Annotated in this window: 16 protein-coding genes; 15 read left to right on the top strand and 1 reads right to left on the bottom strand. The window is 39.3% G+C overall.

Going from position 1 to position 20,672, the window contains the following annotated elements:
• Positions 1-121 precede the first annotated feature (121 nt).
• The 11 genes from J4Q03_RS04805 to J4Q03_RS04755 all read left to right on the top strand — a co-directional run bounded on the left by J4Q03_RS04805 (position 122) and on the right by J4Q03_RS04755 (position 11,829).
• Positions 122-1,048, top strand: coding sequence for an alpha/beta fold hydrolase (locus tag J4Q03_RS04805; protein WP_426047072.1), 927 nt, complete (start codon positions 122-124; stop codon positions 1,046-1,048).
• A 65-nt stretch (positions 1,049-1,113) separates the two neighbouring features.
• Complete coding sequence (locus J4Q03_RS04800; RefSeq protein ID WP_426047071.1) at positions 1,114-1,746, top strand: hydrolase; 633 nt, start codon at positions 1,114-1,116, stop codon at positions 1,744-1,746.
• A 64-nt stretch (positions 1,747-1,810) separates the two neighbouring features.
• Complete coding sequence (locus J4Q03_RS04795) at positions 1,811-3,154, top strand: alginate export family protein (RefSeq protein WP_426047070.1); 1,344 nt, start codon at positions 1,811-1,813, stop codon at positions 3,152-3,154.
• Between the two features lie 21 nt (positions 3,155-3,175).
• Positions 3,176-3,922: a M17 family peptidase N-terminal domain-containing protein gene (locus tag J4Q03_RS04790; protein ID WP_426047069.1), complete on the top strand. Its 747-nt coding sequence runs from the start codon at positions 3,176-3,178 to the stop codon at positions 3,920-3,922.
• A 4-nt stretch (positions 3,923-3,926) separates the two neighbouring features.
• Positions 3,927-5,816: an amidohydrolase gene (locus tag J4Q03_RS04785; RefSeq protein ID WP_426047068.1), complete on the top strand. Its 1,890-nt coding sequence runs from the start codon at positions 3,927-3,929 to the stop codon at positions 5,814-5,816.
• Positions 5,817-5,828: 12 nt separating this feature from the next.
• The gene (locus J4Q03_RS04780; protein WP_426047067.1) at positions 5,829-6,254 is read left to right on the top strand and encodes a DoxX family protein; all 426 of its coding nucleotides are present in this window, start codon (positions 5,829-5,831) and stop codon (positions 6,252-6,254) included.
• A 1-nt stretch (position 6,255) separates the two neighbouring features.
• Positions 6,256-6,729 (top strand): Dps family protein, encoded by a 474-nt coding sequence (locus tag J4Q03_RS04775; RefSeq protein WP_426047066.1) that lies wholly within the window; start codon positions 6,256-6,258, stop codon positions 6,727-6,729.
• 5 nt (positions 6,730-6,734) lie between these two features.
• Positions 6,735-7,400 carry a YoaK family protein gene (locus tag J4Q03_RS04770; RefSeq protein WP_426047065.1) on the top strand — a complete coding sequence of 222 codons (666 nt, stop codon included), beginning with the start codon at positions 6,735-6,737 and terminating at the stop codon, positions 7,398-7,400.
• A 46-nt stretch (positions 7,401-7,446) separates the two neighbouring features.
• Positions 7,447-9,717, top strand: a complete 2,271-nt coding sequence (locus J4Q03_RS04765; RefSeq protein WP_426047064.1) for a tetratricopeptide repeat-containing sensor histidine kinase — start codon at positions 7,447-7,449, stop codon at positions 9,715-9,717.
• A gap of 22 nt (positions 9,718-9,739) precedes the next feature.
• Positions 9,740-11,092, top strand: coding sequence for a sigma-54-dependent transcriptional regulator (locus J4Q03_RS04760; protein ID WP_426047063.1), 1,353 nt, complete (start codon positions 9,740-9,742; stop codon positions 11,090-11,092).
• Positions 11,093-11,205: 113 nt separating this feature from the next.
• Positions 11,206-11,829, top strand: a complete 624-nt coding sequence (locus J4Q03_RS04755; RefSeq protein WP_426047062.1) for a TMEM175 family protein — start codon at positions 11,206-11,208, stop codon at positions 11,827-11,829.
• A gap of 7 nt (positions 11,830-11,836) precedes the next feature.
• On the opposite strand, the gene J4Q03_RS04750 is transcribed toward J4Q03_RS04755, so the two are convergent.
• Entirely contained in the window at positions 11,837-13,435 is a 1,599-nt protein-coding gene (locus tag J4Q03_RS04750) for a sigma-54 interaction domain-containing protein (protein ID WP_426047061.1), read from the bottom strand.
• 632 nt (positions 13,436-14,067) lie between these two features.
• Here J4Q03_RS04750 and J4Q03_RS04745 point away from each other — a divergent pair.
• From J4Q03_RS04745 to J4Q03_RS04730, 4 genes are all read left to right on the top strand, one after another.
• Entirely contained in the window at positions 14,068-14,793 is a 726-nt protein-coding gene (locus J4Q03_RS04745; RefSeq protein WP_426047060.1) for an NUDIX hydrolase, read from the top strand.
• Between the two features lie 16 nt (positions 14,794-14,809).
• The gene (locus J4Q03_RS04740) at positions 14,810-16,294 is read left to right on the top strand and encodes a xylulokinase (RefSeq protein ID WP_426047059.1); all 1,485 of its coding nucleotides are present in this window, start codon (positions 14,810-14,812) and stop codon (positions 16,292-16,294) included.
• A 109-nt stretch (positions 16,295-16,403) separates the two neighbouring features.
• Positions 16,404-17,732, top strand: coding sequence for a xylose isomerase (gene xylA, locus J4Q03_RS04735; protein WP_426047058.1), 1,329 nt, complete (start codon positions 16,404-16,406; stop codon positions 17,730-17,732).
• Between the two features lie 76 nt (positions 17,733-17,808).
• Complete coding sequence (locus J4Q03_RS04730) at positions 17,809-20,667, top strand: SusC/RagA family TonB-linked outer membrane protein (RefSeq protein ID WP_426047057.1); 2,859 nt, start codon at positions 17,809-17,811, stop codon at positions 20,665-20,667.
• The last annotated feature ends 5 nt before the right edge of the window (positions 20,668-20,672 follow it).

Genomic DNA, 20,672 nt, shown 5'->3' with positions numbered 1-20,672 from the left:
CCTCTGCCTCATATTCAGCCGGCAAATCATAACTATGGGGCAATTGATTCAGAAAAGTCAGCAATACTCAGTTTCAGCTGCATCCAACATTTATAAAATAAATTTCTAAATACATTTTACCATGAGAATTAAATCAGTGATCAGTGCTGTAATCGTATTAACAGCACTATTTGTTTCCTGTACCGGGGACAATAAACCGGAAGAAAAGACCACCGGAAAACCGGCAAAGGCAAGAGCGGAATATATTGAAGTTGAACCCAATGTCAGGCTGCATGTAACGGACCTCGGTGAAGGAAAACCTGTTATTCTGATCCACGGATATCCTTTAAGTGATGCGTCATGGGAATATCAGTATCATGCTTTAGTAAAAGAAGGCTATCGTGTTATCGGAATTACTTTAAGAGGTTTCGGACAGTCTGATAAACCTTATGGGAAATACAATTACGATCAATTTGCTTCCGATATCAAAGCTGTTTTAGACCAGTTGAATATTAAAGACGCTACATTGGGTGGACATTCTATGGGGGGCGCCATTGCCCTGCATTACGCTGCTAAATATAACGGTGCACACCTAAGTAAACTGGCCCTGTTTTCAGCTGCGGCGCCTTGTCATACTAAAAAAGATGATTATCCTTATCCTTTTTTCACCAAAGAAGACATCTCGAAGTGGGTGGAATTGAATAATAACGACAGACCGGCGCTGTTAGCTGCCATAGGTGAAAAATTCGTGTATTCTCCAACTTCTGTTTCCCCGGCAATTGGAGCCTGGCTTGGCAGTATTGAGATGCAGTCGTCACCTTACGCAATGGAGCAGGCATTAATTGCTTTAAGAGATGAAGACTTACGAGCGGATCTTCCAAAAATTAAAATTCCAACCTTAATTCTGCACGCGAAGGAAGACCAAATCGTGTCTTTTGCATTAGCGGAACAAATGCATAAAGCTATTTCAGGATCTCAACTGATTCCTTTTGACAAGAGCGGGCACGCTTCATTCCTGGAAGAAAAAGATAAGTTCAATGCAGAGTTTATCAAGTTTTTAAAACAATAACGATCAATGCTCTATCATAAGCGTTGAGGTTAAAATACGTACATAATAACAATAAAATAAATTTTATGAAACCATCAACAAAATTACTTTCTCCAGATAATCATGCACTTGTACTGATCGATTTTGAAGGTCAAATGGCATTTGCAACCAAAAGTATCTCAATGAACGAACTCCGTAATAATGTCGGCGTAATCTGTGGGGCTTCCAAAATATTCAATGTGCCTACAATAGTAACAACGGTTGCCGAAGAAAGTTTTTCAGGACCGGTTTTCCCTGAAATTGAAGCAGCATATCCTGTTGCAACTTCTGGCTACATCGACAGAACAACAATGAATACCTGGGAAGATGAAGCGGCGTACAAAGCCATTGTGGCCACCCAGAAGCAGAAGTTGGTTTTCGCGGGATTATGGACCGGTGTCTGCATTGTAGGCCCTGCATTATCAGCTCTTGAAGAAAATTATGATGTCTATGTAATTACCGATGCCTGCGGTGATGTAAGCGATGAGGCACACGAAAGAGCAGTTCAGCGAATGATACATGCGGGAGTAAAACCTATGACTTCTATTCAGTACATTTTGGAACTTCAGAGAGACTGGGCACGTCAGGAAACCTATGTAGCGGTGACCGATCTGATGAAAAAATACGGCAGTTCTTACGGCCTGGGAATTCACTATGCCCACCATATGCTGAACCATTAATATTTATATAAGAATTTCAATGTTGAGATCTACACATTATATATCGTCTGTTAAAATTGCTGTCTTGCTGCTCGTTTTAATTTCTGAAAATTTATCTGCCCAGAGTTTTAGGCTCCTGCGTTATGATGAGAATTATAAATATTTAAAAGATTCTTCAGACACTTTTTATAACAGAATTAAATTTCTCCCCCTTAATGAAAAAAAAGAGATCTATCTGTCTTTTGGAGGTGAGGCGCGGTACGAGTATGTAGATTTCAACAATGAAGATTGGGGGCGGATGAATATCGGACACAACAATTTTTTTCTGCAGCGCTATGATCTCCATGCAGATCTGCATTTAGGAGAAAATATCCGGGTATTTTCACAGCTCAGAAGTGCTTTCCAGAACGGAAGAAAAAACGGTTCCAGAGGTATTGATGAGGATCAGCTGAGTGTTCAGAATCTTTTTCTTGATGCTAGTCTGATTAATAAAACAGATCAGAAACTTAGTTTCAGGCTTGGAAGACAGGAACTCGATTACGGTTCAGGAAGATTAATTTCTGTAAGGGAAGGGCCTAATGCCAGACTTTCTTTTACCGGAGCTAAAATGATGTACTCCAATAAAAACGTTTCTATAGATGCGTTTGCCATGATGGCAGATAGCATCAATGTAGGAATTTTTGATAATAAGATTTCAAAGCAGCTCAATCTCTGGGGAGCCTATTCCAAAGTAATCTTTCCGAAAGCAGGAAACCTCGATCTGTATTACATAGGAATACGCAGAGACGAATCTGTTTTTGAAGCTGGGACGGCAAAAGAAAAGCGCCACACAATCGGAGGGAGATTCTGGAAATACGGAGGTGGATTTATCTATAATCTGGAGGCAGCTTATCAGTTTGGATGTTTTGGAGATCAGAATATCAGTGCCTGGACAGGTTCTGTTGATATAGGCTATATGTTTGAAAATGTAAAATTCAGACCAAGTATCAACCTTAGAAACGACTACATTTCCGGTGATCGCTCCAAAGAAGATGGAAAGCTTCAGACATTTAATCCTCTCTATCCGAAAGGCGGCTATTTCGGCTTCAGTCCGCAGATAGGACCTGTCAATCTTATTGATGTTCATCCTTACGCAACATTGGATGTAACTCCTAAGCTCAAAATGCAGATGGACGTTGTTTTCAACTGGAGATATTCACTGAATGATGGTGTTTACCGGCCCAGCGGAGTATTGAACCGCTCCGGAAGCAGCTCTGGCAAAAGGTATATCGGAACTGCTTATCTCACCAATTTTACGTATAGTTTCAATCGGTTTATTTCGTTGGTGAGCGGAATTCAGTACTTCAGAAAAGGAGTTTTTATTGAAGATATTATTCCCAATGCCAAAAGCGGAGTCTTCTATAATATCCGGTTGGGATTCAAATTTTAATTATTACAAAAATCATTTATTATGCAAAATTCAGTTTCAAAATATTTTAATTGGTCTAAAGCGATTCTTGTCGCTTTGATTCTGACAGGTTCATTAACCTCTTTCGCGTCAGCACAAACAGTAGCTGAAGCAAAAGCAGCAGTAGGGACGGCCACAACGTGGGGAAAAGTAGATGGGATTTCTGTGGTAGGTCTTGTACAGGGCCCTTCGGCCGCAGCAGCAGATCTTCAGATTGCCTGTGTTTTTGAATATACGGAAGGAGATATCTTTAATCCGCCCGCGCTTCCAGACGAACTGAACGGAATGGTTCACCTGGATGAAGCATTAAAAGGGATCATCACAGAAGTCAGAAAAAAAGGACAGTTTAAAGGATATGCTTTGGAAACATTACTGATAACACCGCCGAAGGGTGCTTTAGCCTCTAAAAAACTGTTGCTGATAGGATTGGGTGACAGGAATTCCTTCGATGCCGGGTTAATGAAAAAAGTAGGAAGCGTTGCGATGAGGGAAGCTTTAAAACTGCAGGTAAAGACGGTTTCTTTTGCCAGCGATATTAAAGATGCAGGAATAGATTCTCCTACAGCACTGGTTGCGGAAAATGTGGTTTTAGGAGCATTTGATGCTTACCGTACCCAATCGTATCTGAATGCCAGGGATTTATCTCAGAAATCCAGGCTTCAGAAACTGATATTGCTTGCAGGTCCGTCATTTTTCAGTGTTGCGGGCGGAGGAATTAAAGAAGCTGTTTCAACACTTAACACCCAATAATTCAATGAAAGCAGATCTTATTTTATATAACGGAAAAATCCACAGTTTCAGTAAAGAAATTTCAGATATTTCGGCTGTTGCAATAAGTGATGGTAAGATTATCGCTGCAGGAAATGACGGATTGGTAGACCAGTTTGCAGATGCGGCGACACAGATTATCGATCTTAAAAAAAGAAGAGTAGTTCCCGGAATTAATGATTCTCATATTCACTTGATCCGGGGCGGATTAAATTATAATCTCGAGTTAAGATGGGATGGCGTCCCTTCACTGGCCGACGCCCTTCGAATGCTTAAAGAACAGGTTGACCGGACACCTTCTCCCCAATGGGTACGCGTTGTTGGCGGATGGTCGGAATTTCAGTTTGCAGAGAGAAGAATGCCTACTTTGGCAGAAATCAATGCTATTGCTCCGGAAACGCCTGTTTTTATCCTGCATTTATATGACAGAGCGCTGATGAACAGAGCTGCATTGAAAGCAGTGGGGTATACCAAAAATACTCCGGCGCCTCCCGGCGGGCAGATTGAAAGAGACGCAAACGGTGAACCGACAGGACTTATCATTGCAACACCGAATGCAATGATTTTATATTCAACTTTAGCAAAAGGGCCAAAACTGTCCTACGAACATCAGGTAAACTCTACCAGACATTTTATGAAAGAGCTGAACCGGTTTGGAATTACAAGTGTCATTGATGCGGGTGGCGGCTTTCAAAATTTCCCCGATGATTATAAGGTCGTGAATGAACTGAATGAAAATAACCAGTTGACAGTACGGATTGCCTATAATTTATTTACCCAAAAGCCAAAGAACGAGTTTGAAGATTTCAGCGAATGGATTGATACCGTGAAGCTTTATCAGGGTGATGATATGTACCGTCATAACGGTGCCGGAGAAATGTTGGTTTTCTCAGCGGCAGATTTTGAGGATTTCTTGCAGCCAAGACCGGATCTTCCCGAAAATATGGAGGCTGACCTTGAAAAAGTAGTCCGCTTATTAGTGGAAAACAGATGGCCTTTTAGGCTTCACGCAACGTATAATGAAAGCATCACAAGATTCTTAAATGTATTTGAAAAGGTAAACCGGGATATTCCTTTCAACGGCCTTCCATGGATTTTTGATCACGCTGAAACCATTGATGAAAGAAATATAGAAAGAGTAAAAATGCTGGGTGGTGGAATTGCCATCCAAAGCAGAATGGCTTACCAGGGTGAGTATTTTACAGACCGTTATGGTTCTGCAGCAGCTGAAAATACACCTCCAATAAAAAAGATGCTCGAAATGGAAGTTCCTGTTGGTGGTGGCTCAGATGCTACAAGAGTCAGCAGTTATAATCCCTGGGTTTCTTTGTACTGGCTTACCGTCGGGAAAACGGTTGGCGGACTTCAGTTGTATCACGAATCGAGGCTGGACAGAGAAACCGCCCTGGAACTCTATACCAGAGGAAGTGCTTGGTTTTCTCAGGAACAGCAAAAAAAAGGCGATATTCAGGTAGGTATGTTGGCCGACCTGGCGGTTCTTGATAAAGATTATTTCACAGTTGAGGAAGAAGAAATCAAGAATATAGAATCTGAAATGACGATAGTTAACGGTAAGATTGTCTATGCAAAAGGAGCGTTTTCTTCATTTGCACCACCTTCCATTCCTGTTCTTCCGGACTGGTCGCCCACTAATCTGTACAATGGCTATTATCCTGCCGGCGGACATTTGCAGAAAGAAATTGAAAAAAATGTAAAAGCAGACTTAAAAGCACCCCTCACAGCACAAGTGCACAGTTGTGCCGGAAGTTGCGATATACACCATCACAGCCACGATGCAGCGAGAATGAGTTCTGTTCCCGTTAATAACTATCAGTCATTCTGGGGCGCACTGGGATGTTCCTGTTTTGCTTTTTAAACATTAAAAATTATGGAAATTTTAAAACAGATTTTTGATTCAGATTTAGGCTCGTCTTTTAACGATATTGCTTTTCTGATTTTTCGCGTACTCTTTGCCTTGCAGCTATTCAGAGTTCACGGACTGAAAAAGTTCAGACTGGAAAACGGGCAGAAAGAAATTATTCCGAATCCTCTCGGCCTTCCGGAAAATATCAATGCTTTGGTGGCTTCGTTGGCCGATTTGGTGGTTCCTTTTTTTATCATCTTAGGTTTGGGAACAAGACTCGCGGTACTGCCTGCAATAGGGGTGACGGCGATCGGCTATTTCATCGTTCACAGAAAAGATTCTCCCGAAGTACGGGATGTCCCCTATATGTACACCTTGTCTTTACTGTTAATTCTTGCTTTTGGGGCAGGAAAATATTCACTCGATTATTATTTATTAAATATACTTTAAAATGAAAACTTCAATAGGAATAAAAAATGAAAACTTGGCGAAAGTCGCTGGGGTATTGGTTCAGACATTAGCAGATGAATTCGTTCTCTACACCAAAACAAAAAAAGCCCACTGGAATGTGGAAGGTGCTGATTTTTACAACAAACATCTGTTTTTTGAAGCTCAATATGAGCAGTTGGATGACATCATTGATACCCTTGCAGAAAGAATCAGAATGCTGGGCCATTATGCTCCGGCTACATTAAGAGAATATCTTGCCCTGACTCATCTGTCCGAGACTCACTTAGAATCAAATGACAGTCTCACCTATATGAAAGCGCTTCTTTCTGACCACGAAAGTATTCTCATCCACCTCCGTGAAAATATTGAAAACTTTGCGGTTGAATTTCATGATGCAGGAACCAGCGATTATATCACGGGATTATTGGAAACTCACGAAAAAATGGCTTGGATGCTGCGTTCACATTTAAAATAGAAACTATGGAGCTAAGGAATAATATAGGCTTTGTCACATTACTTTTAACCATGATTGCAGGATATTGTGATACGGTAACTTTTGTATCGGCAGATGCTGTATTTTCAGCGCATGTTACGGGAAACTTTATTGTATTTGCCTATCAGTTTGTGAATGGTTCCGATGTCCATGCATGGGTCAAGCTGCTTACATTTCCTGTTTTTATTCTGGCAGTAATTACAGGAGGACGAATTGCTTATAAGGTAACAAACCATTATACCATCTTATTTTGTGAAGGAGTCCTGCTGTTATTAAGTGGAATTACCGTAGCCTTATTGAGTCATACCGGCACTTTTACAGAATGGATGATGTATGCCGTTGCGATGGTTGCTGTTTTCGCCATGGGACTTCAGAATGCTTTCGGGAAGCTGTATGCTAAAGAAACACACGGACCCACTACAATGATGACCGGAAATGTTACCCAGGCATCTCTGGACGTTGGAAATCTGTTGAAAAGCGGCTTTAATGATGCCGAAGCACTGGCCAGTTTAAAAAAGCAGCTCATTACCATTCTAGGCTTTCTGAGCGGATGCTTTTTAGGGGCTTTTGCAGGAAAGCAGTTTGGTCTTGTAACACTGGTTCTGCCAGGCCTGGCGATGATTATGTGTTATCTGTACCATCGTAAAATCTAGTCTTTAAAAGCTGGGAAATAATTGGATAATGAATTATCTTTAAAAAATGAATTTTACTCTTTATTTTACCAAAAATAACCGACTAAAGATATTTTGTTTTTCATGGATTTTGCTGTTCTTAAATAGTGCATTAAAAGCTCAGATCAAGGAAAATTCTGTACTGCTGAGAAAGCAGATTGCTTCCTCAAAAGACCGTACACAGAAAACAATCTTATTGCTGAGATTGAGTGATTATTATATAACCAAGCAGGGAGAAGTGAAAAATGATCTCGACAGTGCAGCCATCCTTAACAGAGAAGCCTATTTATTGAGTACGAAGGCCGGAGATCATTTGAATAAAGGCAGGTCATTGTTTTTGGATGCCAAAATTAGTAAAGAGAGAGGAAATAAAGCGGCGGCTTTTTCAAAAATGAAACAAGCCGTCCATTATTTCGAGCGTAATAAAATGACCGGACAGGCTGGTGAAGGATATGAAGAACTTTCCTTTATATATGATAATGATCCCAAAAATCTGGATACTAAAATAAAGCTTAAGGAGAAAGCTCTTGCGCTTTATAAAAGATCAGGGATGAAATTGAAACAAGGTTCAGTTTTAAAAGATTTAGGTGAACTTTATAATATGCTGGAAAGTCCGGATAAGTCCATACCATTGCTGAAAAAAGCCCTGTCGGTCTATCAGTCGGTTAAATTTAAAGAATTGCAGGGTGTTTATAATTTCCTTTCTGAGGCTGAGGTTCAGAAGGCGGATTATGAGGAGGCTTTACGCTACGGACTTTTAGCTGAAAAAACAGCCGAAAGCCTTCATGATAATTCTTTGCAGATAAGTTCCATCTACAATCATATAGGATTGGTTTATTACTATCTGCGTCAAAACGACGATGCCATGAAATATTGGAAAAAAGCATTAGCTGTGGCAAAAAAAAGCAGTGATAATTCATATGTACGCACAGTGGCCAATAATATATCCACCATGTTGATCAGACAGAGAAAGTTTGAGGAAGCTATTGCTATGATTAAAGAATATAAAGCCCGCTATCCCATTACAGACCAGGAATTTGAAATGACTGAGAATTATATTCTTTTCAGTACATATACCATCCTTAAAAAATTCAGCAATGCCGAAATCTATTATAAGAAACTGGTAGATTATTACGGCGAAAATGCAGAAAAGAATAACAAACAGATTTCATTGCTGAGGAGCTTTGTTTTTTATCATTACCAGACCAAAAATTACAATGCCATGTATCGCGAAGCACGGCTTTTCGATTCAATAGCCAGGAGCAATGGAAATGATATGCTTCGTTCTGAAAATCATTTGATCTGGTTTAAAGCAGATTCTGCCAGGGGAAAATATCTCGATGCGATTGAGCATTATCAGATGTATAAAAAACTTTCGGATTCTGTTTTTAACGGAGAAAAAAGCAAACAGATCAACAGCCTGAAAATCCAGTTTGATACCGAACAAAAAGATAAAAACATACAATTGCTTACCCAGAAAGGGAAAGTTCAGGAAGTTCAAATCACCAATGATGCCTTTATAAAGTATATTTTTATAGGAAGCATTCTGGTATTGATTATTTTTGCCGCTTTGCTTTACAACCGTTCAAGATTGAAAACGAATGCCAATAAAAACCTTGAACTAAAACGTAAGCAGATCGATGAACAGAATGAACAACTGAAAAAACTGCTTTCCGAAAAAGAATGGCTGCTAAAAGAAATTCATCACAGGGTAAAGAACAATCTGCAGATCGTGATCAGCCTTCTGAATACCCAGTCTGCTTATCTGGATAATGAAGATGCTTTAATGGCCATTCAGAACAGTCAGCACAGAATGCACGCCATGTCCCTGATTCATCAGAAATTGTACCAGTCGGATAATCTCTCAACGATAGATATGTCATGGTATATTTATGAACTGATCGGGTATATCAGGGAGTGTTATTCAGCAGAAAAAAATGTCAGATTTACAATGGATATTGACAAAATCTTTCTGGATGTTTCTCAGGCTGTACCCATGGGGCTTATTGTTAACGAGGCTATCAACAATACCGTGAAATATGCATTTCCCGAAAACAGAAAAGGTGAGGTTGTCGTTTCTTTTAAAAATATCGGAAAAGATCATTTTGAGCTGGTGGTTTTTGATAATGGAGTAGGACTCCCTGAAAACTTTAATATTGATGAAACAGAATCTCTCGGAATGAATCTGATGAGAGGATTAACAGATCAGCTCGACGGAACTTTTCTTCTGGAAAATAAAAATGGCCTCAAGATCATGATTACATTTAGAAAAAAAACGGAAATTGATAGTTCGAAATAAGAGGTTGAAATTTTAAATCAAAATGAAAGAAAAAATCTTAATTGTAGAAGACGAATTCATTGTAGCCAATGATCTTAAGATCATGCTGATAAAAGCAGGTTACCAGATCACTGGAATTGCCTCTTCAGTAGTTCAGGCCAGAAAATTAATTGCAGAAAATAAACCCGATTGGGTTCTTCTTGATATTATACTCAAAGGCGATCTTACAGGAATAGATCTTGCCTGGGAGCTGCGTGAAACCAGCCTGCCTTTTCTTTATATTTCAGCCAACACCAACCAGTCAACCTTAGAAGCGGTAAAAGAAACCCAGCCTTATGGATTTATGGTTAAACCTTTCCGTGAACGCGATCTGATCGTAATGCTTGATATTGCCAAATACCGTTTCGGCATTGAGAAAGGAAATGATTTGGTGAAAAAGAGCGGTTATAACACTATCGAAGGAATCATTGGAAACAGCAGTGCCCTTCAGGATGTTGTCGAAAAAATAAGAGTGGTTGCCCCTACCGATACTTCCGTGCTTATCGTTGGTGAAAGCGGGACCGGAAAAGAAAAAGTGGCTCATTCTGTACATGGACTTTCTGAACGGAAAACCCAGCCTATTGTTGTCGTGAACTGTGCTGCATTGCCCCATTCCCTCATTGAATCTGAACTTTTCGGGCACGAGAAAGGAAGTTTTACAGGAGCCAATACCATGAGAATAGGGAAATTTGAACAGGCAGACGGAGGAACCGTTTTTCTGGATGAGATTGGTGAATTGCCACTAGACTCACAAGTGAAACTCTTACGGGTCCTGCAGGAAAAGGAAATTGAAAGGCTGGGCGGGAATAAAACAATTAAGGTCAATGTTAGAATTGTTGCAGCAACCAACCGCTCTTTAGAAAAAGAAGTAGCTGAAGGAAGATTCAGGCTGGATTTGTATTACCGGTTAAATGTTTTCCCAATTGAACTGCCTCCGTTAAGACAAAGAAAAGAGGATATTGCACTTCTGGCTGATTTTTTCCTGACCAGATATGCATCTGCTTCAAGACGGAATATTACTTCGATAGGTTCAGCAGCCTTAGAGCAGCTGCAAAACTACAGCTGGCCGGGAAATATAAGAGAATTGGAACATCTTATAGAAAGAAGTGTTCTCCTGGCAAAGACAACAGAAATTGAAAACTTTGACCTTCCAAATATCCCAGAGGAATCTTCTGATAAACCCCAGGGACAGTTAAAATCGATGGAGGAGATGGAAAGAGACCATATTTTGTATGCCCTGCAAAACTCGAACGGAAAAGTTTCAGGAATAGGAGGAGCTGCAGAATTATTGAAAATACAGCCACAAACCCTTTATTCCAAGATGAAAAAATTAGGAATTGATAAAGGGTATAAATAAACCTGAGTAAAAAATAATTTAAACTTTAATGTTTTTGGAAGTCACTTATCTATAAGTGAAGCATTTTTTATGCAATTTTTCAACCAATATTTGTAAAAAAAATAACCAATAAGATGGAAAAAGAAACAGTCAGAATAGAGGGATTTAGTGATGCTGTTTTTGCGATTGCGGTAACACTTTTAGTTTTAGATCTTCATTTGCCGGAAGAGAATTTGATAAAAAACGGAAATGATCTTGTCATTTTTATGAAGAATCAATGGCCTGTATTTTTAGCATTTATCCTTTCTTTTTTCAGCATTTTTATAATGTGGGTAAATCACCACAAAATTTTCAAACAGATCTACAGCCGTAATTCGGCCATTATGTTTGCCAACGGGCTGATTCTCTTTTTAGTTTCTGCCGTTTCTTATCCTACTGCTTTACTGGCCAGATATTTCAATGGAGAAGCGTCTTCTGTAGTTGTAGCGATATATACAGGAATTTTTGTTCTTATCAATTTTGCCTATAATCTGCTTTGGTTTTTAGCCAGTCGCAATAAGAAACTTTTGCGTCCGGGAATTATGGATGCTGCCATAAAAAAAATCCGTAACAATTACCTGTATGGCTTTCCGGTGTATCTCATTGCGCTGATCTTCTCCTTTTGGATTCCTGCGGTTTCTTTAATGATACTCTTAGGTTTATGGATTTTCTGGGCTCTGTCTTCAGGGAAAATTGAAATGAGTATTAATAAGGAATGATATAAATTTATCTATTATCACCCTTATTGAAATAATGTTCCTTCTGTATTCCGAGTTTTTGCATTTTGGAAATAAGAGTGGTAGGAGGCAATCCTAATAATAAAGCAGCTCCCTGTGGTCCGAAAATCCGTCCGTTACATTTTTCAACAGTTTTTAGAATATGTTCCCTCTCCACCTCACATAATGTTTTAATCTGAAAATCCTGATCAGCCGTTATCTGTTCAAAAAGTTTTGGTAAATCCATTTTTCTGATCATGCCGTCTTTTGCTGTAAGAATACTTCTTTCGATCATATTCTCGAGCTCACGGATGTTTCCTGGCCAGGTGTTTTCAACCATTGCATGCATTGCTTTTTGAGCGAAACCTTTGATTTTCTTCCCTGTTTTAAGATTAAGTTTTTCCAGAAAGTAATGGGCCAGTAACGGGATGTCTTCTCGCCTGTCGCGCAAGGCGGGTAAGTAAATAGGAAAAACATTGAGACGATAGAACAGATCACTCCTGAAATTTCCCTTGGTGACTTCTTCCTCTAATCTCCGGTTGGTCGCTGCAATAATCCGTGCATTAACTTTAATGATTTTATTCCCTCCGATTCTTTCAATTTCTTTCTCCTGCAAAACCCTCAGTAATTTTCCTTGAAGAGCTAATGGAAGTTCACCAATCTCATCCAGAAAAATAGTACTGTCATAAGCCTGTTCAAATTTTCCTTTACGCTGTTCTGTTGCTCCTGTAAAACTTCCTTTCTCGTGTCCGAAAAGCTCACTTTCTATAAGATGGGCAGGAATGGATGCACAGTTAATTCTGACCATTGAGTGATGAGATGAAGAAGAGAGTTCATGGATGGCCTGGGCTATCAGTTCTTTTCCGGTTCCGGTTTCGCCATAAATGATTACACTGGACGGGGAAGAAGCTACCTGGGAAATCTGCTGATAAATCCGCTGCATGGCTTCGCTGTCCCCAATGATTCCATGAAAGCCTTTTTTATCTACCTGCTTGCTTTTTGGGCTTTTTTCACTGTCTTCGTGAGAAGAGGCTGCCGGAATCTTAAAATCATCAAGCTTTTCAGAGAAAAAAGTGTTTCTGATTGTGATTGATAACTGGGTAGATATGCCCCTCAATATCCTTTCCAACCGGTCATTAAATTCGGTGATGCTTTTATAAAAAAGGAAAATCACATTTTTATGGTCTCCGACAGGTGGTAAGCAAAATCCTATTGCCATATGCATTCCCGTTTTTTTTGCATCGATAAAATAAGGCGGAACTGATGTTTTCTTTTCAGAGAAATCCTTAAGATAAAAAATAACAGGCTCTGAAGATTGCAGACACTGTTCGAAATAAATATCCGGTGAATTGTAATGGTTATTATCAGGCTTATCAGTGATTAAAGAGCTGTAGAAAATCTCCTGCTTATTATCCCTTGCCGTAAGGATCAGCACCTCATTAAATTGAAATTCATTTTTAAAGGATTGATTTAAAACAATACTGAAATGTTTTTTGTCTGTGATTTCGGCAAAAGCAGAAGTTATAGATGAAATTATCATATAATCTTTCTGCATTTCCTGAAGCCGGGCCCTCATTAAATCAATGTTTTGATCAGATTGTTTATTCATAGAGATCTATTGATTGAAAGGATAAAGGTAGGGAAAACAGGATTATTCCGGAAGAGTATAAATAATTAATAACAATTTTTAAATTACTGGAGGTACAGAACTGTTTTTATATGAAAAGGTTATATGCTTTAAATTTTTTTAAAGTAAATAAGTCATGTCAGTTCTTACCTTTTATTGATTCTTTAATGAAAACCTTTTTTGAAACCTGCTGGAAAGTTTGAAAATTTCTAACTGTGTACAGAAAAATCATATGATATGCTAACTTTTTACCTTTTAGGTTAAATAATTGTAAAAATCACACGTCTTAAATATATAGGTTTAAGCAGAAAATGAACGTTTTTCTTATAACTTCTTAAAAAAATATCAATAAACTTTAAAATTTTCTTATCATAAATTAAATAAAAATAAATATTAATTTTTTAAGTGTCAATTTAACATTTAAAGAGCTATATATTAAGGTATTCTGAAATAATAATCATGAAATTAATGATAACCTTATCATATTTTTTACATCATTCTTATCATATAAAAGCGATATATAAACTATTGATATATAGTCTGTAATGTAGATTTTATTTTTTTTTCTCAATTGAATTTTTATATTTGTGATGTTACGCTAATGTTAATAAAAGATGAACCAGGATTTTATTCATACCTATGTTTCTGTTGATTGTGTGGTGTTTGGATTTGACCACGACAACAGACTCAATATCTTACTTGTGCAACGTCATGTAGACGATGTGCCTGTAGATAGGCAAAGAAAATTGCCGGGCAGCTTAATTTTCAGTAATGAAGATGTAGATGATGCAGCTCATAGAGTTCTTCATGAACTGACAGGAATAAAAAAAATGGTTCTCAAGCAGTTCAAATGTTTTGCTGACCCATTTCGCGCAAGCAATCAGACTGATATCAAGTGGATGGGAATGGAGTATATGCATAATATCGACAGGATTATTACGGTGGCCTACCTTTCTTTATGTAAAATTGATCATAAGATTAACAGCACTAAATATGAAACAGTCGACTGGTATCCCATAGATCAGGTCCCTGCATTGCCCTTTGATCATAACAAGATCATCAATGAATCTTTAACAGAAATAAGAAGATGGATTGAGACAGATTTTTCTATTATTTTCGAATTGCTGCCGAAAAAATTTACCATAAGACAGCTGTATCAGCTTTACAGTGCATTAAGTGAAAAACAGATCGATATCAAGAATTTTCATAAAAAAATTTCATCATTTAATTATATCATTCCTTTAGAAGAGATAGAGCAAAACGTATCGCATCGTGCAGCAAGATACTATCGGTTCGATGCCAAGATCTATAAGAAAAATAACACTAAACTAATTAAATAAATCCCCTTTTCAAATTATGTATTTGCTAGGATATGACATAGGCAGTTCTTCTGTTAAAGTTTGTCTCATTGAGGCATCCAGTGGAAAAATTATTGCATCAGACTTTTCTCCGAAAAAGGAAATGAAAATCACCGCAATCAACCCGGGCTGGGCAGAGCAAAACCCTGCAGAATGGTGGCTGAACCTAAAACTGGCGCATGAATCTGTGATGCACGAATCCGGAATAAACCCCGAAGACATTAAAGGGATTGGCATTACCTGGCAGATGCATGGACTGATCCTGGTGGATAAAGATCAGAATCTGCTGCGTCCTTCCATTATCTGGTGCGACAGCCGTGCTGTACCCTATGGCGAAAAGGCTTTTCAGGAAATCGGAACTGAGAGATGTTTATCCCATCTTCTTAATTCACCCGGAAATTTTACAGCATCAAAATTAGCCTGGGTAAAGGAGAACGAACCTGAAATTTTTGAAAAGATTGATAAAATAATGCTGCCGGGGGATTATATTGCCATGAGGCTTTCCGGAGAAATAGGAATAACAGTTGAAGGACTTTCTGAAGGAATATTTTGGGATTTTAAGAACAACTGTATTTCTGAAGATGTCATTAATTATTATGGAATTCCCAAGAGTTTTTTTCCTGAAATTATTCCAACTTTCGGTATCCAGTCAACAGTTTCGGCCTCAGCTGCTCAGGAATTAGGATTAAAAGAAGGAACCCCTATTTCATACAGGGCAGGAGACCAGCCCAATAATGCACTCTCTCTGAATGTTTTCAACCCCGGAGAAATCGCCTCAACAGCCGGTACATCAGGAGTTGTATATGGAGTGCTGGATAAACTGGAATATGATACCCGGTCGCGTGTAAATACATTTGCTCATGTCAATTACAGCCCTGAGCAAACCAGATTGGGAGTTTTATTATGTATTAACGGAACAGGAATTTTAAATTCCTGGTTAAAGCACAATTTTGCAACCTCACTGTCTTCCTATGGTGATATGAATGACCTGGCATCGCTTTCCCCGATAGGATCAAAAGGACTGAGTATTATCCCTTTTGGAAACGGAGCAGAAAGAGTCCTGGAAAACAAAGATACCAGCTGTTCTATGCACGGGATTAATTTCAACATCCATACAAAAGGAGATATTCTGCGAGCGGCACAGGAAGGAATTGTCTTTTCATATGAATATGGAATGGATATCATGAGGAATATGGGGATGAACATCCAGGTAATCCGGGCAGGAAATGCCAATATGTTTTTAAGTTCAATTTTCCGGCAGTCGCTTGCCAGTGTCAGCAATGCGGTAATTGAGCTTTACGATACAGACGGAGCAGTAGGGGCTGCCAGAGCCGCCGGAATGGGAATAGGTTTTTATGCCGATTCTAAAGAGGCATTTTCTTCCCTCGAAAAAATAGCAGTTATAGAACCTGAAACAGAAAAAAGAGAACCTTATTTAGAAGCATACTCAAGGTGGAAACAGCATCTTAACGAAATCATTTAATCATCCTGCAACGAAGCTATTCATTGTACCTGCGGACCTTATTACATCAGCAGGCAGGGGATTCTTATATCAAATTGTAAAGAACAAACTAAAAATAAAATCAAATAATATGAACATTTTAACAGAAACAAAAGCATTTTTTCCAGGTATTGAAAACATCAGATTCGAAGGTAAAGAAAGTAAAAACCCTATGGCATTCCGTTATTATGATGCCGGCAGGATTGTGATGGGAAAACCAATGAAAGAATGGATGCGTTTTGCAATGGCATGGTGGCATACCCTGTGTGCAGACGGAAGCGATCCCTTCGGTGGAGCAACAATTCACCATCCTTGGGATATTGGCAATGATGCAGTTTCCAGAGCCAAGCATAAAATGGATGCCGGTTTTGAATTTATGTCCAAAATAGGATTCCAATATTACTGTTTTCATGATGTAGACCTGGTGGCTCCGGCGGATAACTGGAAAGACTATGAAAAAAATCTTCAGGCTGTTGTAGAATATGCCAAAGAAAAACAGAAAGAATCAGGGATCAAGCTTTTGTGGGGAACAGCCAATGTTTTTACCCATGAAAGATATATGAACGGGGCTTCTACCAATCCAAATTTTGATGTAGTAGCCTGTGCAGGAACGCAGGTGAAAAATTCCATTGATGCAACCATCGCTCTTGGTGGCGAAAACTATGTGTTCTGGGGTGGCAGAGAAGGGTATATGAGCCTGCTGAATACCGAAATGAAAAGAGAAAAAGACCACCTGGCCCGCTTCCTTTCTATGTCCCGTGATTATGCCCGCAATCAGGGATTCAAGGGAACTTTCCTTATTGAACCGAAGCCGATGGAACCAACCAAACATCAGTACGACTATGATTCTGAAACAGTGATTGGCTTCCTGAGACATTACGGCTTAGACAAAGATTTTAAACTTAATATCGAAGTGAATCATGCTACCCTGGCAGGTCATACATTCGAGCATGAGCTTCAGGCAGCAGTTGATGCAGGATTATTAGGAAGTATTGATGCCAACAGAGGAGATTACCAAAACGGATGGGATACAGATCAGTTCCCTGTTGATTACCGTGACCTCGCGCAGGCCTGGCTGGTACTTCTTCCGGCAGGAGGATTAGGAAATGGCGGTGTTAATTTTGATGCGAAAATCAGAAGAAATTCCACCGATCCTGAAGATTTATTTATCTCCCACATTTCCGGAATGGATGTTTTTGCCAAAGGATTATTAGTTGCTGCAGATATACTGGAAAACTCCGATTATAAAAAATTACGTACAGAGCGCTACGCTTCTTTCGACAGCGGTAACGGAAAAGCTTTTGAAGAGGGGAATCTTACACTGGAAGACCTTCAGAGAATTGCTCATGAGGTAGGTGAACCTCAGGCTAAAAGCGGAAAACAGGAATTGTTTGAAGCGATCGTGAACATGTATATCTAAATAATTATAGAAGGCTTTCGTAACACTAAGGATTTATCAATAGCCTTTCTATTAATGTAATATAAAAATAATAATTATGAACAGATTTCATTTTGCTAAAACCAACAGGGCGGCGATATTTTTTGCCATGGCTCTGTTACCGTCAAGCTTAGCTTATTCTCAGAGTAAAAAAGATACTGTTGCCAAAGAAAATAAGATAGAGGAAGTTATTGTAATCGGATACGGGACACAGAAAAAAGAAGCCGTTACCGGATCCGTATCATCCCTTGGCGGAACCGCCCTTAAAGAAGTTCCTTCAGCAAATATAACAGATGCAATACAAGGCCGTCTTCCAGGAGTTGATATTGGCAGAACCTCTACAAAACCGGGCGCTGTACAACAGATTCGTATCAGAGGAGAACGCTCATTAACGGGCTCTAATGATCCCCTGATTGTATTGGATGGAATTCCTTTTGTAGGCTCTTTGGGAGATATCAGCCCATCAGATATTAAAAGTTTAGATATTCTTAAAGATGCTTCTGCCACGGCGATTTATGGATCACGGGGTGCAAATGGAGTCATCTTAATAACAACAAACAGAGGATCAAAAGGACAGAAAGCAAGATTTACTTATAACGGATATACCGGATTTCAGACGATCTTCTCTAAATATCCGGTAATGGACGGGCCTAAGTTTGCCAGATTACGTGCGGATGCCAAAATGTTTACCAATGCACAGGATGAATTTAATGATATAAATACAGACTGGCAGGATAAATATTACGGTGTAGGATTGATGATGAACCATGATGTGGGAGTGACAGGAGGAAGCGAAAAAGGAAATTACAACTTCGGGGTAGCCTATTTTCAGCAGAATGGAGTAGTCCCTTTGCAAAGCTATAAACGACTTTCTATCAGAGGTTCCTTGGATCAGGAAGTCAGTAAGTTTATAAAAGTAGGTTTCTCCACAAACTCCAACTTTTCTATCAATGACTTTAACGGTGTCAGCGGCGCCCCCATGTTAGGATATTCACCGTTAGTCAGTCCCTATAATGCCGATGGAAGTCCTAAGACCGTCATGTACAGTGCCATTGATCAGACTGCTCTCCAGACCAGAGGTATTCTCGAAAATTTAGGTGATGCCTATGCTGACCGGACCAATGCTTTCAGTTCCTACAATAATCTCTATGGAGAATTAAAAATACCCGGTGTTGAAGGTCTTAAATACAGGCTTAATGTTGGTCTTACCTACAGAAATTCAAACAGCGGAAGCTACACGGGAACAGGAATCCTCAATATAAATCCTGACACAGAATCTTCGGCAGGAATAGGAAACTCGCTGACGACACAGTGGGTGTTGGAAAATATCCTGTCTTATGACAGAACATTCGGTAAGCATAAAATTAGTGCAACGGCATTGTATTCTGCAGAACAGACCAAGTACAACAGCTCATACATATCAGCAAGGGATGTTCCGATTGATGCTTTTCAATACTTTAATTTAGGCCACGCACAGGGTGAGGTCACAATAGACCCAAATAATCAGGGATATTATAAAAGAGGTCTTATGTCTTTCATGGGAAGAGCCTTATACCAATATGACAACCGTTATATGCTGACAGCTACTGTACGTTCAGACGGAGCTTCAGTTCTGGCTAAAGGACATCAGTGGCATACTTATCCCGCAGTTTCTGTGGGTTGGAATATTGCCAATGAAAATTTCCTTAAAGATTCAAAATATATCAACCTGCTTAAACTGAGAGCTGGTTTCGGGCAGACTTCCAATCAGTCTGTAGGACCATATACCACTTTTGGAAGCTTAAGTACCGTTCCTTATAATTTCGGTGATGAATTTGTTATCGGGAATTATGTAAACACAGCGTCAAATGCAAGGTTGGGTTGGGAGTTTTCAAAAACCTGGAATTATGGGCTGGATTTTACTTTACTTAACAGAAGAATTAACGGTACCGTAGAATATTATATCACGAAGACAGAGCAACTATTGTTAAGCAAAGGACTGCCTGCATCCAGCGGTTTAGGGTCCGTGACCGAAAACGTAGGAGCATCAGAGAATAAAGGTCTCGAAATATCACTTAATGGGGTCATTTTCGATAATCCAGACGGGTTTAGCTGGGAAGTCGGAGGTAATTTATATACCAATAAGAATAAAATCACAGCATTAGCTTCCGGGACAGACCGTAATGAAGGAAATTTATGGTTTGTGGGTCATAATATCAATGCATTATATGATTACCAGTATGTTGGCCTATGGCAGCATGGAGACCCTTATCTGAGTGTATTGGAGCCTGGAGGAAATGTGGGAATGATCAAAGTTTTATACACTGGCGGATATAATGCAGACGGAACTCCCGTTAGAGCTATCGGACCGGCAGACAGACAGATTATCGATACCAATCCGGATTTTATGGGAGGTTTCAATACAAGATTGGCATATAAAAACATTGATCTTAGTGTGGTTGGAGCATTTCAGAAAGGGGGAGTATTAATCAGCACCCTGTATGGTTCATCAGGATATCTTAACAGACTGTCAGGAAGAGGAAATAATGTGGATGTTGATTACTGGACTGAAGAAAATCCAAACGTACGCTATCCGAAACCAGGTGGAATGATGAGCGGAGATAACCCGAAATATGGCTCAACTTTAGGCTTATTTGACGGTTCTTATGTAAAGATCAGAACTATTACATTGGGTTATAATTTCAATAAAAATACGTTGGAAAATTTAGGAGTAAACAGTCTGAGACTGTATGTTACAGTGCAGAATCCTTTCGTTTTCGGCTCTCCCTATTATAGAGAATCAGGCATGGATCCGGAACCTAATTCAAGGGGAAATGAAAATCAGGCTGTCAATTCATACAAAAGCAATCAGCTCATAATCGGGACAAATAATCCTTCTACAAGAAACTATATGATGGGGCTGAACCTAACCTTTTAAAAGAA

Origin of the sequence: Chryseobacterium sp. NFX27, assembly GCF_049887855.1 — a bacterium.
GTDB lineage: Bacteria > Bacteroidota > Bacteroidia > Flavobacteriales > Weeksellaceae > Chryseobacterium.
This window is presented reverse-complemented; position numbering and strand designations above follow the sequence as displayed.